Here is a 20560-nt window from a genome sequence, read left to right as displayed (position 1 = left end):
ATAAATATTGCAAATACAATTGCCCCGAAAAACCCAACATATATAATTATTGGAACGGCCATAATAGATCCGATCATGCTGGGCAGTTGGCTTGTTATTTCAGCAACACCATTGTTTTTTCCCATAAGGCTAATTCTAGAGATGGATTGCTGAAGTGCCCTCTGTGTTGAATATACCAATGAAGTGATGGTATCACCTCCAATCAGCAGGATAGATAAAACTGCTAAATTTCCTGTGCCGTATAATGACGCCATAAGTGAGGAAAAAGAAAGGAGTACTATTGTAGCAAATATACAGAATTTCAGCACACTTTTTCTCTGGAAAATATCTATTGCATATCCGAATAGTGGCTCAAGGGAAATCTCTACAATAAGAATCAGTATTCCCGCAATTCCAAGGTATACCCTACTTAAGTAGCCAGATGCCATGATAAAACTTGCTATTATGAAAACCGGCCCCGTACCAGACAGACTTGTAACCCGATATACTGAATACCTGAAGAAATTCCTATAGGAGTATCTTTGTTCTTCATCTTTTATCCCAGACACTCGTGCCCATTTGTTATACTTTTATTAATTTATTACTTTATAAAGTTTATAAACTATCACTTTTCACACACCATTTGCTTAATAATATGGTGCTTATGAATTATACTATGGCATGAATTCTTTACCCCAACACAACGTTGTCCTTTAACATACTTTTAATTTCTACAGCCAAATAACTAAAATTTTTCAATATTCTACAGAATAAGGATTGATTATTTAAAAAATGAAGGTGAAATCCTTAAATGTGTCAAATTTTTGGTAGTTCCTATATTAGTACTGAATTATCATAAAGCTTTTTTTCGGTAGCTTAAAAAATATGGGAATAACTGTATTCATTTGCCCGTTGATGTTAAATTTATCAACAAGAATAGGGATAGTCAGAATTTCTCTATTTCTGTTGCCCATTGAAATATTTTCCTATTCTACCTATGCCTTCCCTTATAACATCCTCAGATGTTGCATAGGAGATCCTGAAATGCTTTTCTGCGCCAAATGGGCTACCTGGTGTTACTATTACATTCTGTTTCTCTAGCAGATCCAGGGATATTGCATCATCAGACCGGTCAATGGAATAACCAGGGAATATGTAAAAGGCGCCCTCAGGTTCATAGAATGAGAGATCATTTATTTCTTTTAGAAGGGAAACTGCAAGATTCCTTCTTTTCTCAAACTCCTTCTTCATCTTTGTTACACTTTCCTCATTCTCAAGGGCCTTCATTGCACCATATTGTGATATGGATGGGGCACAGGTAAGTGTTTGTTGCTGCACCTTATTGGCTGCCTTTATTATATCAACTGGAGCTACCATGTATCCTATTCTCCATCCAGTCATTGCATAGCTTTTAGAAAATCCGCTAAGCGTAACAGTTCTGTCCTTCATCTCCTCTATTGATCCAGGAGAAAACATTTTGCCTTTGTACACTAAATCCTCATATATTTCGTCTGATATTAAATAGAGGTTGTTTTCAATTATAAAATCGGAAAGTTTCCTGAGTGACTTTTCTGAATAAACCTTTCCTGTAGGGTTTACTGGGTTATTTAACATAAAAACTCTGGTTTTAGGTGATACATATTTTCCCAATGAGTCGAAATCAAGTTCGTAATTTTCATCGGTTGGAACTGTTACCATCTTTCCCTGATTCAACTTGATTATATCTGGGTATGAGACATAGTATGGTGCAGGCAATAGAACCTCCTCACCAGGGTCTATTAATGAGTATAGTGCCAGGTTCAGAGAAAATTTTGTGGGAGTTACAAGGACATTTGATGCTGTTGCATCTATTCCGTTTTTCCTCTTCATCTTTTCTGCAATCTTCTGCCTTAGCTCCATTATTCCGGCGGAGGGTGTATAATGGGTTTTTCCAGCCTTTGCTTCCTTAAATGCGTAATCAATTATCTCTTCAGGTGTTGTAAAATCAGGTTCACCAATTCCGAAACTGTATATTGTCTTGCCTGCTTCCTTGAGTTCCGCAGCCTTATTTGACATGCTCACAGTGGCTGATTCATTTATACCATTTACCCTTGAGGATACCATGGCCAGTCATAACAATTTGCCTTAAATATTTGTCCTTTTAAAATCCGTAAAAATGAAAATACATGGGGCATTTAAGAGATAATTGCTGGAGGTTAAAGAGAATACACATATACAGAATTCTTTGTTTTCCACTATGTTATTAAAATTAATAACAGTAAAGATTATTATGGGATTTTCAATAGTTGGGTAACTTGAAAGATATTCAGATCATAAAGGACGTTTTTATATCGGATCTGTACTGCGTTTACCTGCAGGACATTTCAGCAGTTGTTATTTCCGATCTACACCTTGGTTTCGAGGAAGAAATGAACCTTCACGGCCTATTCCTCCCTAGACTGCAGAGAAATCATGTGGAGAAAATGGTAGACCAAATAATTGACCGGTACTCTCCCTCAAAAATTATAATCAATGGTGACTTCAAACAGGAGTTTTCCAGAAACCTACCGCAGGAATGGGATGATGTTAACCATTTCATAGACCGTTACAAAAAAGATACTGAACTGATATTCATAAAGGGGAACCACGACAATTATCTTATGACAATACTGAAATCTAATGGCCTTGAAATATATGACTATTATGAAACTGATAATTATTATATATATCACGGAGACCGGGATATGTCTTTTAGGAAGCTTACAATATTAGGGCATGAACATCCTTCTGTGGTTCTCAGGGATGAAATCGGAAGCGTTTTTAAAATCCCTGCCTTTGTATATAATAATGAACAAAAAATACTCATAACACCGGCAATGAGCTTTTTTTCCTCAGGAACCGATGTATCCGAATCACTTTTAAATAATGAGCATTTCACGCCGGTGCTAAAAAATGTATCAAAAAAGTTTAGAGCATATGGAATAACCGAGGATTTCGGTCTTCTTGACTTTGGCTATGTAACAGACCTTACCCAGAAATTATGAAATTATTCCGGATATTTCCTTTCACCCGGACCCCGGTATATTGCCCTTGGTCTAATTAAACGCTCCTGGGTTTCAACGTATTCTGTTATATGTGCCAGTATTCCAGATATCCTGGAAAGTCCAAAGAGTGTGGTAAACATGTCAACCGGAAAGCCTATGGCATTGAACACCATTCCTGAATAGAAATCAGTATTTGTGTATATACCCTTTGAACCAAATGCTTTTACCCCATTCTCTTCCAGTTTTTTTGCAATTTCTAGTATGTTTTTCTGTTCCTCCGTAGTTGAAAGAATATCGGCATATTTTTTGAATGTCTTCAGTCTTGGGTCATATGTCCGGTAAACTCTGTGCCCAAAACCAACGAGCCTTCTTTTTCCATTAAGAATATTCTCACTGAACCACTTATCAACATTGTCAGGAGTTCCAATTTCAAGAAACTGACGGTAGGCACCCTCAGCCGCACCTCCGTGCAAAGGCCCACGTAGAGCTGCAATTGCCGATGCCAGTGAAGAATACATGTCGGAAAGGGTTGATGCAGTAACCAGTGCGGCAGTTGTGGATGCGGGTATCTCATGATCCATGTAAAGTATGAGTGCTGAATCCATTGCCTTAACCCTGTCTTTATCAACTGATCCGAAGCATGCCTTCAGAAATGTTTCAGCATAGTTTTCACCAGGTTCAGGGTCAATAATATTGTTCCCAGATTTTGCCCTGTATATGTTTGCAACCATTGAAAGTATGGAACCCAGTATTTCCGGTATTTTCTCCCTGTCATTTTCTTTTGTATATTTATAATTTGATTCTTCAGAGGCTCTTGCGGACAGTAGAGTCTGAAGTATCCCAAGTGAGTCTGATCTTTCAGGGAGGCTCTTCAATATGTCCTTTAGATAATTATCAAGCACCAGGTGGTCGTTTATGCGTTTTTTAAAGTCTTTCAATTCCGAATCGTCTGGAAATTTCCCGTAAAGCATTAGATATGAAACCTTTTCAAAGGATGATTTCTCAGCAAGGTCATTTATGTCATACCCTCTATAACGCATAATACCTTTCTGGCCGTCAATATATGTAAGTTCTGTATATTTTATGTAGACATTTTCCAGTCCCGGGCTTATTTCTTCCATATAATGTAATGCATTAAATATATAAAAGGTTAGACACTTGACCTGAAATCCATTTTATCACCATGTCCTGGAAGAATTAAAGCATTGATACTTTTTATGTAATTAAGCGATTTTTCTGCATTTATCACATTCACAGAAAACATCCTGTTATATCCAGGATTTCCACTGATGTTTACAGCTGCGTCCCCAGAGAATAAAATGTTTTCTTCCTTAAAGAAATATGAAGTTGAGTCCCTGGTGTGCCCGGGAGTTTTAACTATTTCAATGCCAGAAACTTTCATTTCTGATAGGGGTTTTAATTCCTTCACTTTCCTGGCATGGGTTATCGTGGATGCAAGTTTCGGCATGAATGGCCTGGACGGAACAGGTTCTGATCCGGAAATTATTGTTAACTCGACTGCCGGTACATATATTTCCATGTGGTACTTTTCATAAAGGCTATAAAGGCCACCTGTATGGTCTACATGGTAATGTGTGATAAGAACAACGTCAGGCTTTATTTTGGCAGATTCAAGAAATTCTACAATTTTTTTGCCTGAACCAGGTGTGCCAGCATCTATTATTATGTTAATGCCATTGGTTTTGACAAGATAAGAATTTGCCATTGTACCATCTATCCTTTCAACTTGGCTTGATATTTTCATATAGAAAGAGAATATTGGAATGATAATAAATTTATCCTATTTCATGTACATTAATTTTCGTGTTGATATATCAATAAGATGCAATAGCAAATTATTTTTATTAACATAATATAAACATAAATGGGTAAGCTTATTCTCAATGTTGACACAGGAATTGATGATGCATTTGCAATAATACTCCTGAATAAATACCGGATATCTCCTGAATTCATTGTGGCAGCTTCAGGAAATTCAACACTGAAAAATACATACAGAAATACTACTGGTATAACCAATCTTCTTCAACTGGGTTGCCCTGTATACCCCGGATCATATAAACCTCTTGTTCGTCCCCATTATCATGAGGATTTTCATGGTGAAAATGGAATAGGATGCTATCACTTCGAAGAGGTATCGCTGGAAAACCAGCCTAATGGAATTATAAAAATGTATGAAGCATTACTACATGATAAATATACAATAATATGTACATCACCCATGACATCACTGGGGTTACTGCTGAGTATGGATAGCGGCATAAAGAAAAATATAGAGAATATTGTAATAATGGGAGGAGCTTTTGGGATAACACAATATGGAAATGGTAATATGGGCAATTCAGAATTCAATGTATTTTACGATCCTGAAGCAGCCAAAATTGTTCTGGGAGCAGATATCAATGAAACAATTATTTCTCTGGACACCACAATGAATCCAGAACTGGCAATATATAATATGCCTCAAAATACTAAGAGAACACCGCTGGATAATTTCATATATAAAACAACTGAATTTATGTTAAAAAAACATAGAACGTTTGAATTGCATGATCCCATAGCAGCGTTATCCTTCATCAACCCAGATATATTTGAGTTTATAAATGGAAATATAGATGTTGATTCCAATGGAGTTACCAGATTCGAAAAAAATAGAAATTCAAAAAAAAGAATAGCTGTTGCACTGAACAATGAGGATTACATAAACCAACTAGTGAATAAGATATATGATATAGGGTAATATCACAAATATATTTGAGTCATAGAACTCTTATATAGGTAAGATTCACTGTTATTCACAAACACTCCTAGTTTCATAGGTATTCAAGGTACTAACCGTTCTCAAAACATTGTGCAATGTTGTGCACCTGTCCAGTTCGTAGCGTAGGCAGTCTCAGTCGAACCTGCTTCAGGGATCTCAGGTTAATCTCTGATGTACAGGTATTCATTCTTCATAGATTGCCAAGAGGCCAACGCACTCACGGGGAACGGGTCTCCGCACATACCGATGCCACGGAGGGTTATGGCCAGTGAGGCCAACCTGTCCCTGTCGTAGTCCCGGTCACAGTTGTCGCATTTAGATATCTTCCACGCAGGGTGCTTTACCTTTTCACCGCATACGGGACACTCTGAGGAGGTCCCTCGTGGATTCACATATACTGTCTTTTTCTGCGATTTGTATTCTATCATCTTCTGGAATTCAGAATATGGCCATCTGTTCAGATGTGTCCTGAACTTCTTCCCCATATCCTCGCCACTTTTTCTTATGCCTTTCATATCCTCGAGGACAGAGGAGGTATCAGGATGTTCTCTCACTATTGTGGTGGACTGTTTGTGTAAAGCATCCTTTATCCTTCTTCTCTGTCTTCCTCTGGCCTGCTTCAATTTTTTGCTGCGCTTCTGTGGATTCCTGATATGCTTCTGCAATTTCTGCCGTCTGCGTGTCCAGATCGGCTTTCTGATCATGTGAGGATACCCTTGCATAGATGAAAGACATCCTGTTATTCTTTATGCCGAGTATACGATTGATCTCGCTCTCAGGCACACGCCGGAAGTTATTCGAGAGCCTGACACACCTGATCTTTCCTTCCCTGTCCCACTTCCTGAGTGTGTTCGGATTGAGTTGGAGTATTTTACAGGCATCCCTTATGGTGTAGAGTTTTCCCATGATACTTATGACAACATATTACAAATATATAATACTATTCATTAACTGTTTGAACCCTATATCATGATTGCCATACAACATGATTCCAGTAATATCAGGATTATTTGTATTTTATCTACCTGGAACAACCCACACGAAGAGGCAAAGACCCATGCACTTTAATATTATTCATACAATTTATTCCTATAAATTTATGTAATAAGTTATATTTTACTTTCATGATAAACGCAAATCCCGTTAGTACAGACATGGATAGAGTGCTTAAACGTTTTTACCAAATTTCAATAGGCAATATTACAAATTCTGACGATGAAAAAGTTGCAAAATATATACATTGCGCAAAATCATTGTTTAACAGTTGGAAGTATTTCTTTAACAGCAATTACCTATCTAACTTAAAAAACTCATCACATTTTTCTAATTACTTCTGTGACATGTTAAAATTATATTTGCCAGAAAGAGGAAATGGAAGCTGGAATGGCATGGAGAGACAGGAAGCAAATTTATGTTCAAATCCAAAATTACTTATTGAGGCTTTAATTGATATGCTAAATTATAAAACAATAAATTCATTACCAGATTATAATGATGTTGAACGCATGTTGAGTAAGTATCAAGTACAAAAATCTACAAATCATGTAAATGGAATGGGAATATTGCTTGCCACTTCTGCTTTATTTGTTTCTAATCAGGACAATTTTATGGTTGTTGACAAGCCGATTATGAACTATTTTAATATAACAACCACCGAAGATGCTATACAAAATTATCAAAATATAATCAAATACTCAAAATGCCTTTCCATTACGTATGGTGTAAATATGTGGCTCGTTAACAAGGCATATGCGGTATCACTGAAAGGCAGTATTAAAATTCAACCCCTATGTAATTGTAATTTTGCATCACAGGAAATAAATATGTAATCTTGAGCGATACAAAGGTATAATTCGGAAAAACTTTTATTTTCCAACCGATACAGCATAATGAATAGATATGATTTCTATATTTCAGCTCCACTTTTCAATGAAATGGAGTTAAAATTTAATGAAAGAATTACCATTTTTCTGGAAAAATTAGGCTTTTCCACATACCTACCACAACGTGATGGCGGGGAGGATGAAATGCTGCTTAAAGACCCTGAATTATGGCCAGAAATAAGCAAAAAGGTGTTTAAACGTGATGTGGAAGCTTTAAAAACCTCTTCTGCCCTTATAATGATAATGGATGGCAGAGTTCCTGATGAAGGGGCATGTGTGGAACTTGGCATGGCATATGCATTTGGAAAAATATGCATCGGGTTCCAGACCGATACAAGAAGATTCTCCACGGGCCAGAACAATCTCATGCTGGATTATTCTATGTCCTATAACATAGTCCATGACTGGGAGAACCTTGAAAAACTTCTTGTTAAAATAAAAGATAAAATTAAGAAAGGTAATCAATAATTAGAGAGATCCTCATCAATAATTTAAATACTTTTTAAACATTTATGGATATGAATAGAACAGGTCTATCCTCCAGAAAAATAAGTTCCAATCTTTATCTAAGATTTGATAGGGATGAATGGGCTAAAAGGAGGGGAAATCTTAATGTTACATTGTCCAAAAATGATATAAGAAAGATACTTGCGCTTAACGATAAAATCACAGCATCTGAAATTCGTGATTTTTATTTTCCAATAACCAGATTTCTTCAACTGTCAATTAACAATAACAGGAATCTTTATACCGAAAGAAACAGTTTCATTGGCATAAATCCTAAGAAGGTTCCATTTATAATAGGGGTAACAGGAAGCGTTGCAGTAGGAAAGAGTACAACATCCCGGCTTTTGAAGACACTACTGGAGAGAATTAATCCCGATTATAATATTTACATAGTATCTACCGATAATTTTCTTAAGAAAAATTCTAAGCTGCAAAAAGAGAACCTCATGGAAAGGAAAGGTTTCCCGGAAAGCTATGAAACACAGGAACTTATAAATTTTCTGGTGGATATAAAATCAGGGATAAGCCGTACAGAAATACCTGTTTATTCACATCTAAAATATGACATACTTAATGAGAAACAGGAAATAGTGGATCCAGATATACTGATAATAGAAGGATTGAATATACTCCAGGTAAATAGTCTCGGAAGACAGGATGAGATTTATGTTTCTGATTTCCTCGATTTTTCAATATTTATAGATGCGGATGTGCAATACATAAAGCAGTGGTTTATAGAGAGATTTTTCATGCTTATGGATACAGCTTTCAGGGAGAAAACCTCCTATTTCAGAAAATACTCAGAATTGACTCGGGAAGAGGCCATTAAACTGTCATCAAGCATATGGGATAATATAAACGGAAAAAACTATTCTGAAAATATTATTAAAACAAGATACCGCGCCGAATTAATAATAGAAAAGGGAAAGAATCATAACATAGAAAGAATAATGATGAAAAAACTGTAAAGTTAATTATTATATTTTTTGATGTATGTAATGACTTGATATTGTTTAGCCAAACACCATATCGAATAAAACCAGAACAATTCTATCACGAATATTTTAATATTTATGAGAATGGCAAGGGTATCTACACTTACGCCAATAGTTGGGCTTGTGCTTTACAATATTGGTATTTCATTAGCAACAATAGCAATAATTACGTACCATAAGGCTATACGATCCAGTATAAGTTATTAGTTCAACCAATAAAGCAGCAGTTTAAATTTGTCTATAAATGTGTCTAACCACAACAGAAGTTGGCATTTTAAATAATTAGTACACTTTCAGTATTTTTCCATTATATTCTCAATACAATTTATTATGCCATAAAAATCATTTAAATTTTCCCTTATAAATGTATATCCTATCCTATCATCAATTTTGCCGTATCGATGAACAACAATATTTCTAAATCCCTTCATATTTTTCATTAAAAATGCTATGTCTTTATTTATAATTTGATTACTATACAAATTATCGATTAAATCTGCATCATCATAAGGAATGCTTAACTCCAAATCGGAACTTAGAATATAAAATATATCTATTAAATTTTCAATAGAATATTCTATTCTTTTATAAATGCCATCTTTGATAAGACCTAAGTTTTGAAAATTATTATAATTGTCCGGCAAATTAATTTTTATTAAATCTAAACTATCATATATTTCTTTTATTTTGTTTTTTATAATATCTTTTCTCATTGTATCTTCTCCAAATTTATGATATCATAATATCCTCTTTTAAAATCTTCAAATTCATCTATTGTATTTTTAAAAATGTCGTATATGTCCTTATTTTTATGGTATACTATTTTCCCTTTCAAAGCATCGAATCGGATATAGAGGGGAAGGTCTTGAAATATGTGAACATCAAAAATATCATTTATATTTGATAGTACACCCAGTCTAAACCGGTCCCTTTCAATTTTATTATCGTTGTAATAAATGCATAAATCTATATCGGAATTTTTATGAAACGTGTTATTTGCATATGATCCGTAAATTATTATAAAAAGTATTTTGCCTTCCTTATCCAGATTTTTTATTGTATTGATCGAATCTTTAATTAGATCATCATACATAAAATCAAATTACAATCCTTATTAATAACTTTTGGATTTAAATCATAATTAGGGGAATGATCTACATACACCCCTAGTTGTATAGTCGCCGGAGAATTTACAAATGCAGGATAGATTAATTTATATACGAAATATTTTTACCTATTTATGGTAGCTAAAAGTTTTGATAATGAAGTTGTGGATCACCGGCTTGAAGTAGTCGGAGTTAACCCAATACCCAATAGTGCAAGAACTATGTCATCGAACAAGATTTTGATATTTTGGGCAATGGCCAGTGCATCTGCACTTACACCAATAGTTGGGCTTGTGCTTTACAATATGGGTATTCCATTCGCCACAATAGCTATAATTGTTGCGTTGCTGATAGGCATTATACCAGCCGGACTGGTAGCTGAAATGGGCAGGCAAATTCCTGTACCTTCTCTAGTAGTATCCAGAAAAACCTATGGTTTTATGACCTCTGGGGCATATTCCCTGATATTTACATTCCTTAACCTTGGATTCTTCGGGCTTAATGATACTGTGGGAGCTGCAATCATAAGCGGTCTTACCCATTCTAACATTATTATCTGGTATATTGTCATGGGTGCAATACAGGTGGTGCTTGTATTATTTGGGGCAAAATGGCTTGAATATTTTTTCAGGTACAGTGCACCTGTCCTAATTGTGAGCTATATAATACTAGCATATTTCCTTCTTACAACATATCCCATCAATTTTTCCCTTCTAATGCATCCAACGGGACCATTCACATGGGGCTCGGCTCTCAATTTCCTCCTTGGGTTCTCCATACTGGCCTGGTCATATAAGATTTCTACCCAGACCCGGTTCGGTTATCCCTATTCCAGTAACGATAGCAAAGGAAAAAGATTGCAATATTTTATCTCAAGTCCCATAGGAATAATGATTCCTGTTTTGCTAATGGGTCTTATAGGACTCATAGGCAACAGTGTCGCACAGGGGAGTGGCTGGAACATAGCAACACTATCATTTCCGGGACTTCATGGCCTTTTCGGCATAGTTATATTTATTGCTGCCCTTGGAGTTTCTCTTGCAATAATACATACCAATGCCATGAACTTATATCCTGCAACAGCGGATCTCCTGGCAGCCCTGCAACCTGCATTCAAGAACAAACCTAATGAAAAATTGGCCCAACCTATAGCAACCATACTTCTAGGTACTGGGGGCATAATACTTGCTATTGCTGGCATACTAGCGCATATCGAAACATTTATACTCGCCCTTGCGTCTATTATATTTCCTTTCACCTTTATACTCATATTCGACTGGTTTGTGCATCTTAGGTACACTACAAAAATAAGCGATTATTACGACATTCCCAAAACTATATTCATGAATTTACGGGCAGATGCTCTTGTACCTGCAATTATAGGCACCATAATAGCAATGTTCGGAATAGGGCCATATGATTTTATCTTCAATTACTTCCCACAGGCTCTTTTTGGTTCTCTCATAGGATTGGGTATATATGTGGCGGTTTATTATGGCTACAGTGTAAAGCATGTCAATTCAAATGAGGGTGTTTCAGAAAAAGTCAATTATTCCGATTTTGAGGTGGAATAAATTTATTAACATTTATTTGATTGCACATTAGGAGAAATTATGAATTTTATTATTCCATATTTTTTTCTCAAAAACGTAACCCGATACAAACTCACTGTCTGGTTTTAGCTTTATAAAACTGCTAAGGTAATCTGGGACACATGTTGAACCTTCTGGAACATAGTCAAAGTCTGCTCCTTCTAATACAGTGTAATATGTCAAGTTCCCAGGGTAAGCATAAATCTGGTTATTCCCAATCTCATAAATGCCTTTATATTCACTGTCGAATTTCCACTCCTTATTAACTAAGCCATGCTTCAGTTTCTGATTAAACGTATATGATGATATATCAATACCACCAAGAAAAAAATCATATTTTTGCACTATGGACATGCTAAAAGATTCCATGAGTTTTATGGACGGTATGTTATTCGTCTCTACCATGCATCTCATTGAATTATATCCATTTTTCATAGCACATTTATGTGTATATTCCAGCATAGTAGTGGCAATATGCTTTCTCCGGGATTCCTGGCTTACCCTGAGCCCGCTGAACCACAGTGAATTATCTTTCAGTGCCTCAATCTTGATAAATCCATCAATACCACTGTTGTCTGAAACATATACATTCCCAGAATTCAGATAAGATGGGCCGTAATGTGTGTTTATATAATCATCGTACCCTGCAGTTGATGATATATGACTAACTGAATTCCAGTCTCCGGGATTGGCTTTTCTAATCATTTTAGTCTAATTTCTTATGATTTAAAAAATTTTGTCATATTAATTGTGTTTATTTTACCTGTTTTCCTGGTCTTCCAGTTTTTCCGAGACATCGTCCACATTGAACGGTTGTCTGAAAAGTGATATAATTCCGGCAAATAGGGTAATACCAAATCCCACGTAGAATACGTCATGCATGGAGTTCATGAATGCGGGGGCTATTGTTTCAGGGAACCATATATGCCCGGTAATTGTTTTTAATGTACCTGCTGGTATAGAAGAAACCACACCGGGCGGTACAGTTGTCATCACATCTTTTACCGTATTAAGCCCCAGAAATGTAGAGAACAGTATTTCAGTTGGTGGTATGTGAGAAAAGTATGTTATAAAGCCTGATGCATGCTCACTGGTCAATGCTGCTGTTATGGTTCCTGGATATGTCAATGCAAGTCCAAGTATAAGTATGGAGAAAAATGCACCTATGCTGGATGCATATCCCGTATTCCTCATTGTGTTGAGTATGCCAGATGTTGATCCTCTTTCGTTTGCCGGGACTGAGGACATAGCAACAGTCAAATTGGGAACATTGAATATGCCATAACCTATTCCGTATATGGTTATTGCTACAGAAAGCACCATATAAGAAAAATCATAGGTAAGCATTACCAGTGACAGAAGTGCAAATGCAGATATAAAAAGTCCAATAGTTGTGAGCCACCTGGGGTCAAACCTGTTGGCAAGTCTACTTGACAGAACACCGAATATTCCCATTGATATGGGCATTGGCAACATATATATGCCTGCCCAGAGTGGTGTCACAGCATATCTGTAGCCATGGATGGGAAGCCATATACCCTGAAATATAAGGGTAAGCATGTACATAAGCCCCATCATGCCCATAGCTGATACAAATGCCGTGAATATGCTAATGCTGAAATTTCTAGATTTAAAAAGATGCATGTCGAACATTGGTCCATTTACTTTCTTTTCAACAAAAGGAAAGAGTACAAGCATAATTGTTCCTATGACAAGTGCGGAAATTACCATGGGGTTTGTCCAGCCCATAGGGTTGTTTTTATATGGCGTAATCCCATAAGTTATCCCCAGGAGGAGAATTATAAGGCCCACGGCGAAAAGTATGTTTCCTGCAATATCAATATGCCTTGATGCCCTTTCGCGGACATCTTTCAGTTTCAGATATGACCATACAGTGCCAAATATTCCAACCGGTATGCTCACAAGGAATATGTCCCTCCAGTATATGGTTGCCAGTATCCCCCCGAGAACTATTCCTATGCTGACACCGGAAACTGCGGCAACACTGTTTATGGAAATAGCAAATCCCCTTTCCTTTGGAGGAAAATTGTCTGTTATTATTGCAAATGTATTTGCTATAATGAATGCCCCGCCCACTGCCTGGATTATCCTAAATATTATGAGTTCCAATGCTATTGTATATCCGGTTCCTGGAGCAATATACAGCAATATTGAGCCTACAGTGAAGATGAGGAACCCAAGATTGAATATTCTGACCCTTCCAAATATATCGGAAAGTTTTCCCATGCTGACCAGAAGCACAGAAAGAACGATCATATAACTCATAATAAGCCATAAAAGATAGGGAAATGACTTTGCCTGCATAGGATCTAGATGAATTCCATTGAATATTGCCGGGAGTGCCACTATTATTATGCTTGTATTAATGGTAGCCATTAATTGCCCTATTGTTGTATTGCTGAGGGCAATCCACTTTTCTTGCATTGCCTCAAAATTGCATCACCATATATAAACATTATTAGTAAATTGTTTACTAATAAAGCACATAATAATATTTCCTTACATTGTTCGTAAAAGTTAGTATACCAAAAATATATCATCACAATCCGTCACATTAATTTAATAATAGGCTATTATCATTCATGGTATCCGTTATTCCACTCAATACTGACAATACATATCTTGCAAGGGAATTTTTGATGAAGGATCCTTACAAAAATGCTAGGATGTACTCATTGCTGGAAAATGATGGGGGTAACTCATTGATAATTTATGACAGCGGCGTTATAAGGGGAATCCTTGCAGTAGACAAAAATAAAATGGAAATATGGTTTTACGGGAATAGGGGGTCATTCAAAGTGGCAATAGAAAACATTGAGCTTAATAATAAGTCCTCGTTGTTTATTGATAGCAAAAACCTTGACATAGCAAAGAGAAAATTCAGGATTCAATATTCCACTGTACTGGTAATGCGCCTTAAAATAAGGGATTACATAGATGAATCTGGAAATGCCAGCAGAGTTACTTTAGAGGAGTCTGAAGAATACATAGCCACCTTCGGTGTTGTACCAAATGAGAATACATTCATTAAAATGCTGGATGGAAAAATAGTTGGGGCTGCCAGTGTTTTGTCTCACAATATTAAGGTATGTACAATAGGATGCATAAAATATGAGATGGGCAATGAAGATCCGATTTCTGAAATTGTTTCATCCATAGTAAATGAATATAAAACATTCACAGAAAACATTGTGGTGTATGCAATATATGATGAAAAACTTAAAGATATGCTGGGAAAACTGGGTTTCACATACAGCGGTGAATTATTAAAACTATATAAAAGCGGGTGAAGAGAATGGTAAGTATGTTCCCTATAAATCCGGAGAAATCCTTAAAAAATCCCATTTTATTATGTTCTCCAAACATAGCTTTATATAAACCTGTGAATTTTCCAATCATATGAAGTATGATATCGTTGTTATAGGTGCGGGAATAACAGGTTTGAGTTCGGCTTACCATCTAAAAAAGATTGATTCATCCCTTAAAATTCTTGTAGTGGACAAATTCAAGACATTCTCACAGGGCAATACAGCAAAAAGTGCCGCTGCATTCAGGGATTTCTTTACATTGAGGGAAAATCAGGTTATGGCTCAAACAGCGATAAACTTCTATAAACATCTCCAAAACGACCTGGGCGTAGATCTTGGAATGAAATATACCGGGTACCTTTTCCTGTTTGACCATGAAAAAGATAAAGAATTTATTTCAAAATACCCACATTCAAGGATTGTGGATGAAGACATATCTGAAATATTTAATTTAAATATAGATAAGGATACCCGGGAGGTCATGGGAATAGGATCAATCAAATCAGCAGTTATAGACGAAAATGCGGGAATAATAGAACCTGACCTTCTGTCAAAATGGTATTACGACCAGCTTCTGGAAATGGGAGTGGATTTTCAATTTAACACCCTTGTAAAAAAACTTGTGTTGGCTCCGGATACAGCACTGAACTATCCGGGGGAGCCTTTTAACTGGCAGAAATCAGAAATAAAATATGCCGAAACAGATAAGGGAATAATTGAATCAGATTTCTATGTACTCTGTACAGATGTTTGGACTACTTCGCTGCTTAACCCCGTGGGAATTGACTCACATTTAAGGCCAAAGAAGAGGCAGGTATTCCAGATAACTTCTCAGGGGATACAGAAAATTATAAACAAAAATATTTTCAACGATTCTGGCGTGTTTCCATTTACCATATTCCCCACAGGTGTCTACATGAGGCCGTACCCAGAGGCAAATTCATTCTGGACAAGCCTTGCAGATGAGCTTAACAGGGATTTTTCGTTTACTGAAAACCCCGAACCGGAGCCGGATTTCTATACATATAACATAAAACCAATACTGGACAACTACTTCCCGGCATCTGAGAATTCAAGAATAACTGCATCGTGGGCAGGTTACTACTCATACAATACTATAGATTTTATGCCATACATATTCAACGAAATTAATATAATAATAGTTTCTGGATCAACCGGTGGCGGCATTATGAAGGGCGATTCCATAGGGAGGATAGTCGCAGCCAGATATGGTCATAAAAAAACTACAACACTTTATGGCGGGAAAAGAGTCGCAAACACATATTCCGGAAGATACAGGGGCACAAAAATCGAGGATATGGTTCTTTAATTCAGTTTCGCGATGTAATATTTTAACGGAAGTTCCACCTCACATTTCTTATCTGAACCGTTGTTCCAGGGAATAAACTCATTAATTGGCGTCCTGGATTTCCCACTAGGAATGTGTTGAATACAAAGGTATATATTGGATTATACATTATGTTATGTAAGCACTATGTACGTGGATGTTAGTAAATCGATACAGTATGGGAAGACATACACCAGATATCTCCTGAGAGAATCCTACAGAGATAATGGCAAGGTAAAACAGAGAACCATTGCAAACATTTCACACTGTTCTCCTGAAGAGATTCAGGCAATAAGGCTTGCACTGAAGTACAAAGGAAATATCTCCGATGTTCTCAGGGACGGTGATGAGATACATTCATCACAGGGTCACTCTGTTGGTGCAGTGTATTCATTGTTCAAGGTGGCACAGGAATTTGGCATAGCGAAGGCTTTGGGAAATACGGAGGAAGCAAAACGTTCACTGTGGATGATACTTGCCAGGATCATAGAACCGGGATCAAGAATGGCAAATGTGAGACTGGCACAGAGACATTCTGCCATAGACATACTCGGTATGGAGAATTTCAACGAGGATGATCTGTACGATGCAATGGACTGGATAGAATCGAACCAGAGATCCATTGAGAAGAGGCTCTTCAGTTCAAGATATAAGGGAAAGATACCTTCACTGTACCTGTATGATGTCACATCCAGTTACCTGGAAGGGGAGAAGAATGAATACGCTGAATTTGGATACAACCGTGACAAAAAGAGAGGAAAGATGCAGATTGTCATCGGCCTTCTGACGGATGATGATGGATGGCCGGTATCCATTGAGGTCTTCAGGGGAAACACATCGGATGTGAAGACATTCACATCACAGATAAAGAAACTCGCAGATGATTTCGGATGTGAATCTGTAACAATGGTTGGAGACCGTGGCATGATCAAGACGGAACAGATTGCGGATCTATCAGAAGAGCGTTTCTATTACATAACAGCAACAACAAAGGCACAGATGGAGACACTCCTGAAAGAGAAAATCATACAGATGGAACTGTTCACTGAGAAGTTATGCGAGATTGAGAATAACGGCATAAGATACATACTGAGAAGAAACCCCGTGAGGGCAAAGGAGATCGAAGATAACAGGAACGGGAAGGTTGAAAAGATCAGGAAGATAACAGACGAAAGGAATATGTATCTGTCTGAACATCCAAAGGCTGGCGTTTCAACAGCCATTGCTGCTGTTAATGAGAGAATCAAAAAGCTGAAGGTGTCAGGCTTCACCTACATTGATGCCACAGATCGGGTACTGACAGTAAGAATTGATGAAAAGGCCATGAAGGAGGAATCATACCTTGACGGCTGTTATGTCATCAGATCGAACCTTCCCGTAGATCAGGGAAGTACAGAGATAATCCACCAGAGATACAAGGATCTGTCAAACGTGGAATGGGCATTCAGGACGATGAAATCTGACACCATAGAATTACGTCCAGTACATGTAAGAAAGAAATCTCGCACAAGAGCCCATGTGTTTATTGCCATGCTGTCGTATGTGATAGAGAAACATCTCAGGGAGAAGTGGATGGATATCAATATCACCGTTGAAGAGGGCATACATGAATTATCGTCCATAAACTGCATTTCAGTTCATGCCGGCACAACCAGTTACAACCAGATACCTGAACCAAGGGATCTGGGTTCAAAACTTCTCAAAGCGCTTTCAGTCACCCTTCCAAAGGCAATCACAAGCAGTGACATATGTGTATCCACAAGGAAAAAACTGGAACTTAAACGGAAGAAGTAGGAAAACACGCTGTTCCTGTAAGATTCTTTGCTTTAATTTTCATGGAACTTCCGCTGTAAATAGCATAAATATAAGGAATGTATATTCATGTATTATCCATTACATATGATTAAAATCACTTCACATTTGTGAGAATTAAACCATGAATAAAATTCGGATATAAATCAACTTACCACGAACTTATGAACAGGTTCCTTATATCATCCATACCTGCATCTGCGGGATTTGTTATTATCCCTGTAGATTCAGATGCGAGGTTTACCAGTTTATCCAGGTTGGCATTAAAGGTTTTCTCATCTAGTCCTGCTTCAGAGACCCTGGTGGCCTGTCCTATATCCCTAAATATATGAACTATGGATTGATCCAGAGTTTTTTCTCTGTATTCCTCAGGAATTATATTATTAAGCCGGTTATATTTTTCCCTCACAGAATCATAATTGAACCTTATGACATTGGGAAGAACTACCCCGACCGATTTCCCATGAACTACATGAAAAATGGCTCCCAACGAGTGCCCGAGAGCATGTGCAAGTCCAATCTGTGAATTGGAAAATGACAGGCCTGCCATAGATGCCCCAATATGTATATTGTTTCTCAACTCCATATTTTCCGGATTTTTTACCAGTTTGACAATAGATGGTATGATGAGATCAATAGCTTTTTCTGCCATGGCATCAGAATATGGATTGCTCCACCTGCTTGTATATCCCTCTATTGCGTGGGTGATTGCGTCTGTTGCAGTATTTATTGTCTGCGCTTTCGGTAAAGATTTCACCATTTGCGGATCCAGGATAGCATAGTCAGGCATTATTTCTGGAGATGCCAGTTCATCCTTTCTTACTTCCATTTCATCAGAAACCATTGCGGCCCATGTGCATTCTGATCCGGTTCCACTGGTGGTTGGAATTGCAATTAAATGGCTCTTTTTTCTCAAATTAAGTTTTACCAGAGGGGTTACATCATAGAATTCAAGATCAGGGCGTTCATATTTAAAGAATAAAATTTTTGAACTGTCTATAACCGATCCCCCGCCTATGGATATAAAATATTCCGGAGAGAAATTATTTATGTCATCTAAATGTTTTGCCATATCCCTGTATTTTGGCTCCTCGGGAATATCATCCACTATTAATATCTCAGTATCAGGCATATTGCCCTTAACTATGTCAACTAGGCCAGCTCTCCTGATGTTTTTATCTGTCACTATTACTGCTTTTTTTATTGATAATGTTTCAAGAAATGAAAGCGAATCTTCTCCAAATATAACTTGAGGGGATCTAAAATACCACATTTACACACCCCCTATCTATTCTTGAAATATTAAATTCCATATAGAGCATTGACCTATTAAAAAAACACATGATAAATATACTCTTTATCCCTATATTAATATTATTGTTTGAACATTAGAACCCTACCTGAAATAATCTGTAGCCATCTGTTCTCCACCGGAATCTATGGTTATAACCTGTCCGGTCATTGATTCATTCCTGATTAAATAGAGAACAGTATCTGCAACCTCATCCGGCTCTATTAGCTTTCCAGTAAGGGTGAATTTTTTGGCAAAATCCTGTTCGTTAAGATCCATTATTTTTAACAAACTGTCTCCCATCCTTGTTTTCACAACCCCGGGGGCCACACCATTGACTCTTATATTGTAGGGAGCCAGTTCCAGGGAAAGAGATTTTGTAAGGCTTATCAGTGCTGCTTTGGTCATGCCGTACAGAGATAATCCTGGAAATGGTGATATTCCGGCCAGTGATGCCATATTTATTATGACACCTTTTTGTGAAATATTCATGAATTCTTTTGAAAGCCATATGGGTGAAAATAGATTGGTAGTGAACATTGCCTGAAGATGATTTTCATCTGTGCTTCCGAATGGTTCCACAAAACCAACACCTGCATTATTGACCAGAATGTTGGGATTTCCGAATCTTTCATTCGTGTCACTGAAAATTCTTTTTCTACCCTCTCCGGTGGAAACATCAGCAACCACAAGAATTCCCTCCGAAATGCTATTAATTTCCTTCAGTGTTTCCATACCTTCATCCACATGCTTTCTGACGTTGACAACAACCTTTCCCCCCGCCTCTGCAAGTTTAATTGCAATTGATTTTCCGATTCCCCTTCCAGATCCTGTTACAATACATACTTTATCTTTTATATCATACATAATTATCCCCGCCATATTCATTGAATTTTTCTTATTCCATATTTAA

Annotated in this window: 22 protein-coding genes; 10 read left to right on the top strand and 12 right to left on the bottom strand. The window is 37.0% G+C overall.

The features are described from left to right. Positions 1-548, bottom strand: a 548-nt coding sequence (locus tag AMDU4_RS11915) for a hypothetical protein (RefSeq protein ID WP_021788214.1), incomplete at its 3' end; no start/stop codon positions are given. 388 nt (positions 549-936) lie between these two features. After that, positions 937-2082 (bottom strand): pyridoxal phosphate-dependent aminotransferase, encoded by a 1146-nt coding sequence (locus AMDU4_RS11910; protein ID WP_021788213.1) that lies wholly within the window; start codon positions 2080-2082, stop codon positions 937-939. Positions 2083-2273: 191 nt separating this feature from the next. Here AMDU4_RS11910 and AMDU4_RS11905 point away from each other — a divergent pair, with 191 nt between their 5' ends. Beyond that, positions 2274-3002, top strand: coding sequence for a metallophosphoesterase (locus tag AMDU4_RS11905; RefSeq protein ID WP_290705269.1), 729 nt, complete (start codon positions 2274-2276; stop codon positions 3000-3002). 2 nt (positions 3003-3004) lie between these two features. On the opposite strand, the gene gltA is transcribed toward AMDU4_RS11905, so the two are convergent. Together gltA and AMDU4_RS11895 are read right to left on the bottom strand one after the other, a co-directional pair. Then, on the bottom strand, positions 3005-4123 hold the full coding sequence (gltA, locus tag AMDU4_RS11900; protein WP_021788211.1) for a citrate synthase: 1119 nt from the start codon (positions 4121-4123) through the stop codon (positions 3005-3007). Between the two features lie 29 nt (positions 4124-4152). Further along, on the bottom strand, positions 4153-4767 hold the full coding sequence (locus AMDU4_RS11895; RefSeq protein WP_021788210.1) for an MBL fold metallo-hydrolase: 615 nt from the start codon (positions 4765-4767) through the stop codon (positions 4153-4155). Positions 4768-4887: 120 nt separating this feature from the next. On the opposite strand from AMDU4_RS11895, the gene AMDU4_RS11890 reads away from it, so the two are divergent. Further along, positions 4888-5763: a nucleoside hydrolase gene (locus AMDU4_RS11890; protein ID WP_021788209.1), complete on the top strand. Its 876-nt coding sequence runs from the start codon at positions 4888-4890 to the stop codon at positions 5761-5763. Between the two features lie 182 nt (positions 5764-5945). Here the strand turns inward: AMDU4_RS11890 and AMDU4_RS11885 are convergent, their stop codons facing one another. Both AMDU4_RS11885 and AMDU4_RS11880 read right to left on the bottom strand, forming a co-directional pair. Further along, on the bottom strand, positions 5946-6407 hold the full coding sequence (locus AMDU4_RS11885; RefSeq protein WP_290705266.1) for a zinc ribbon domain-containing protein: 462 nt from the start codon (positions 6405-6407) through the stop codon (positions 5946-5948). Then, the gene (locus AMDU4_RS11880; RefSeq protein ID WP_290705263.1) at positions 6322-6690 is read right to left on the bottom strand and encodes a helix-turn-helix domain-containing protein; all 369 of its coding nucleotides are present in this window, start codon (positions 6688-6690) and stop codon (positions 6322-6324) included. Before AMDU4_RS11880 ends, AMDU4_RS11885 begins: the two co-directional genes overlap by 86 nt. Before the next feature lie 218 nt (positions 6691-6908). Between AMDU4_RS11880 and AMDU4_RS11875 the strand changes: the two genes are divergently transcribed. The 4 genes from AMDU4_RS11875 (at position 6909) to AMDU4_RS11860 (ending at position 9376) form a co-directional block, all read left to right on the top strand. Continuing rightward, positions 6909-7613 carry a hypothetical protein gene (locus AMDU4_RS11875; RefSeq protein WP_021788207.1) on the top strand — a complete coding sequence of 235 codons (705 nt, stop codon included), beginning with the start codon at positions 6909-6911 and terminating at the stop codon, positions 7611-7613. Between the two features lie 60 nt (positions 7614-7673). Beyond that, complete coding sequence (locus tag AMDU4_RS11870; RefSeq protein ID WP_021788206.1) at positions 7674-8135, top strand: nucleoside 2-deoxyribosyltransferase; 462 nt, start codon at positions 7674-7676, stop codon at positions 8133-8135. A 50-nt stretch (positions 8136-8185) separates the two neighbouring features. Further along, a complete protein-coding gene (gene coaA, locus AMDU4_RS11865) occupies positions 8186-9142 on the top strand; it encodes a type I pantothenate kinase (protein WP_290705260.1) in 957 nt (318 codons plus the stop codon). A gap of 105 nt (positions 9143-9247) precedes the next feature. Further along, positions 9248-9376 carry a hypothetical protein gene (locus AMDU4_RS11860; RefSeq protein WP_290705257.1) on the top strand — a complete coding sequence of 43 codons (129 nt, stop codon included), beginning with the start codon at positions 9248-9250 and terminating at the stop codon, positions 9374-9376. 86 nt (positions 9377-9462) lie between these two features. On the opposite strand, the gene AMDU4_RS11855 is transcribed toward AMDU4_RS11860, so the two are convergent. Then, positions 9463-9882, bottom strand: coding sequence for a DUF86 domain-containing protein (locus AMDU4_RS11855; protein WP_021788204.1), 420 nt, complete (start codon positions 9880-9882; stop codon positions 9463-9465). Then, on the bottom strand, positions 9879-10262 hold the full coding sequence (locus tag AMDU4_RS11850) for a nucleotidyltransferase domain-containing protein (RefSeq protein ID WP_021788203.1): 384 nt from the start codon (positions 10260-10262) through the stop codon (positions 9879-9881). The genes AMDU4_RS11855 and AMDU4_RS11850 overlap by 4 nt, the downstream gene beginning before the upstream one ends. A gap of 147 nt (positions 10263-10409) precedes the next feature. On the opposite strand from AMDU4_RS11850, the gene AMDU4_RS11845 reads away from it, so the two are divergent. After that, a complete protein-coding gene (locus tag AMDU4_RS11845; protein ID WP_021788202.1) occupies positions 10410-11849 on the top strand; it encodes a cytosine permease in 1440 nt (479 codons plus the stop codon). Positions 11850-11876: 27 nt separating this feature from the next. Here the strand turns inward: AMDU4_RS11845 and AMDU4_RS11840 are convergent, their stop codons facing one another. Together AMDU4_RS11840 and AMDU4_RS11835 are read right to left on the bottom strand one after the other, a co-directional pair. Continuing rightward, positions 11877-12572, bottom strand: a complete 696-nt coding sequence (locus tag AMDU4_RS11840; protein ID WP_021788201.1) for a GNAT family N-acetyltransferase — start codon at positions 12570-12572, stop codon at positions 11877-11879. Positions 12573-12626: 54 nt separating this feature from the next. Next, a complete protein-coding gene (locus AMDU4_RS11835; protein WP_021788200.1) occupies positions 12627-14312 on the bottom strand; it encodes an MFS transporter in 1686 nt (561 codons plus the stop codon). A gap of 158 nt (positions 14313-14470) precedes the next feature. On the opposite strand from AMDU4_RS11835, the gene AMDU4_RS11830 reads away from it, so the two are divergent. The 3 genes from AMDU4_RS11830 to AMDU4_RS11820 all read left to right on the top strand — a co-directional run bounded on the left by AMDU4_RS11830 (position 14471) and on the right by AMDU4_RS11820 (position 18338). After that, positions 14471-15178: a hypothetical protein gene (locus AMDU4_RS11830; protein WP_021788198.1), complete on the top strand. Its 708-nt coding sequence runs from the start codon at positions 14471-14473 to the stop codon at positions 15176-15178. A 109-nt stretch (positions 15179-15287) separates the two neighbouring features. Further along, complete coding sequence (locus tag AMDU4_RS11825; RefSeq protein WP_021788196.1) at positions 15288-16526, top strand: FAD-binding oxidoreductase; 1239 nt, start codon at positions 15288-15290, stop codon at positions 16524-16526. Positions 16527-16691: 165 nt separating this feature from the next. After that, a complete protein-coding gene (locus tag AMDU4_RS11820; RefSeq protein WP_021788195.1) occupies positions 16692-18338 on the top strand; it encodes an IS1634 family transposase in 1647 nt (548 codons plus the stop codon). Between the two features lie 169 nt (positions 18339-18507). Here the strand turns inward: AMDU4_RS11820 and AMDU4_RS11815 are convergent, their stop codons facing one another. Both AMDU4_RS11815 and AMDU4_RS11810 read right to left on the bottom strand, forming a co-directional pair. Further along, positions 18508-19629, bottom strand: coding sequence for an iron-containing alcohol dehydrogenase (locus tag AMDU4_RS11815; RefSeq protein WP_021788194.1), 1122 nt, complete (start codon positions 19627-19629; stop codon positions 18508-18510). Positions 19630-19752: 123 nt separating this feature from the next. Beyond that, positions 19753-20514, bottom strand: coding sequence for an SDR family NAD(P)-dependent oxidoreductase (locus AMDU4_RS11810; RefSeq protein WP_290705254.1), 762 nt, complete (start codon positions 20512-20514; stop codon positions 19753-19755). Between the last annotated feature and the right edge of the window lie 46 nt (positions 20515-20560).

The organism is Ferroplasma sp. Type II, assembly GCF_000496155.1.
Note: the sequence above shows the minus strand (reverse complement) of the source record. Positions and strands in the feature narration are given on the sequence as shown.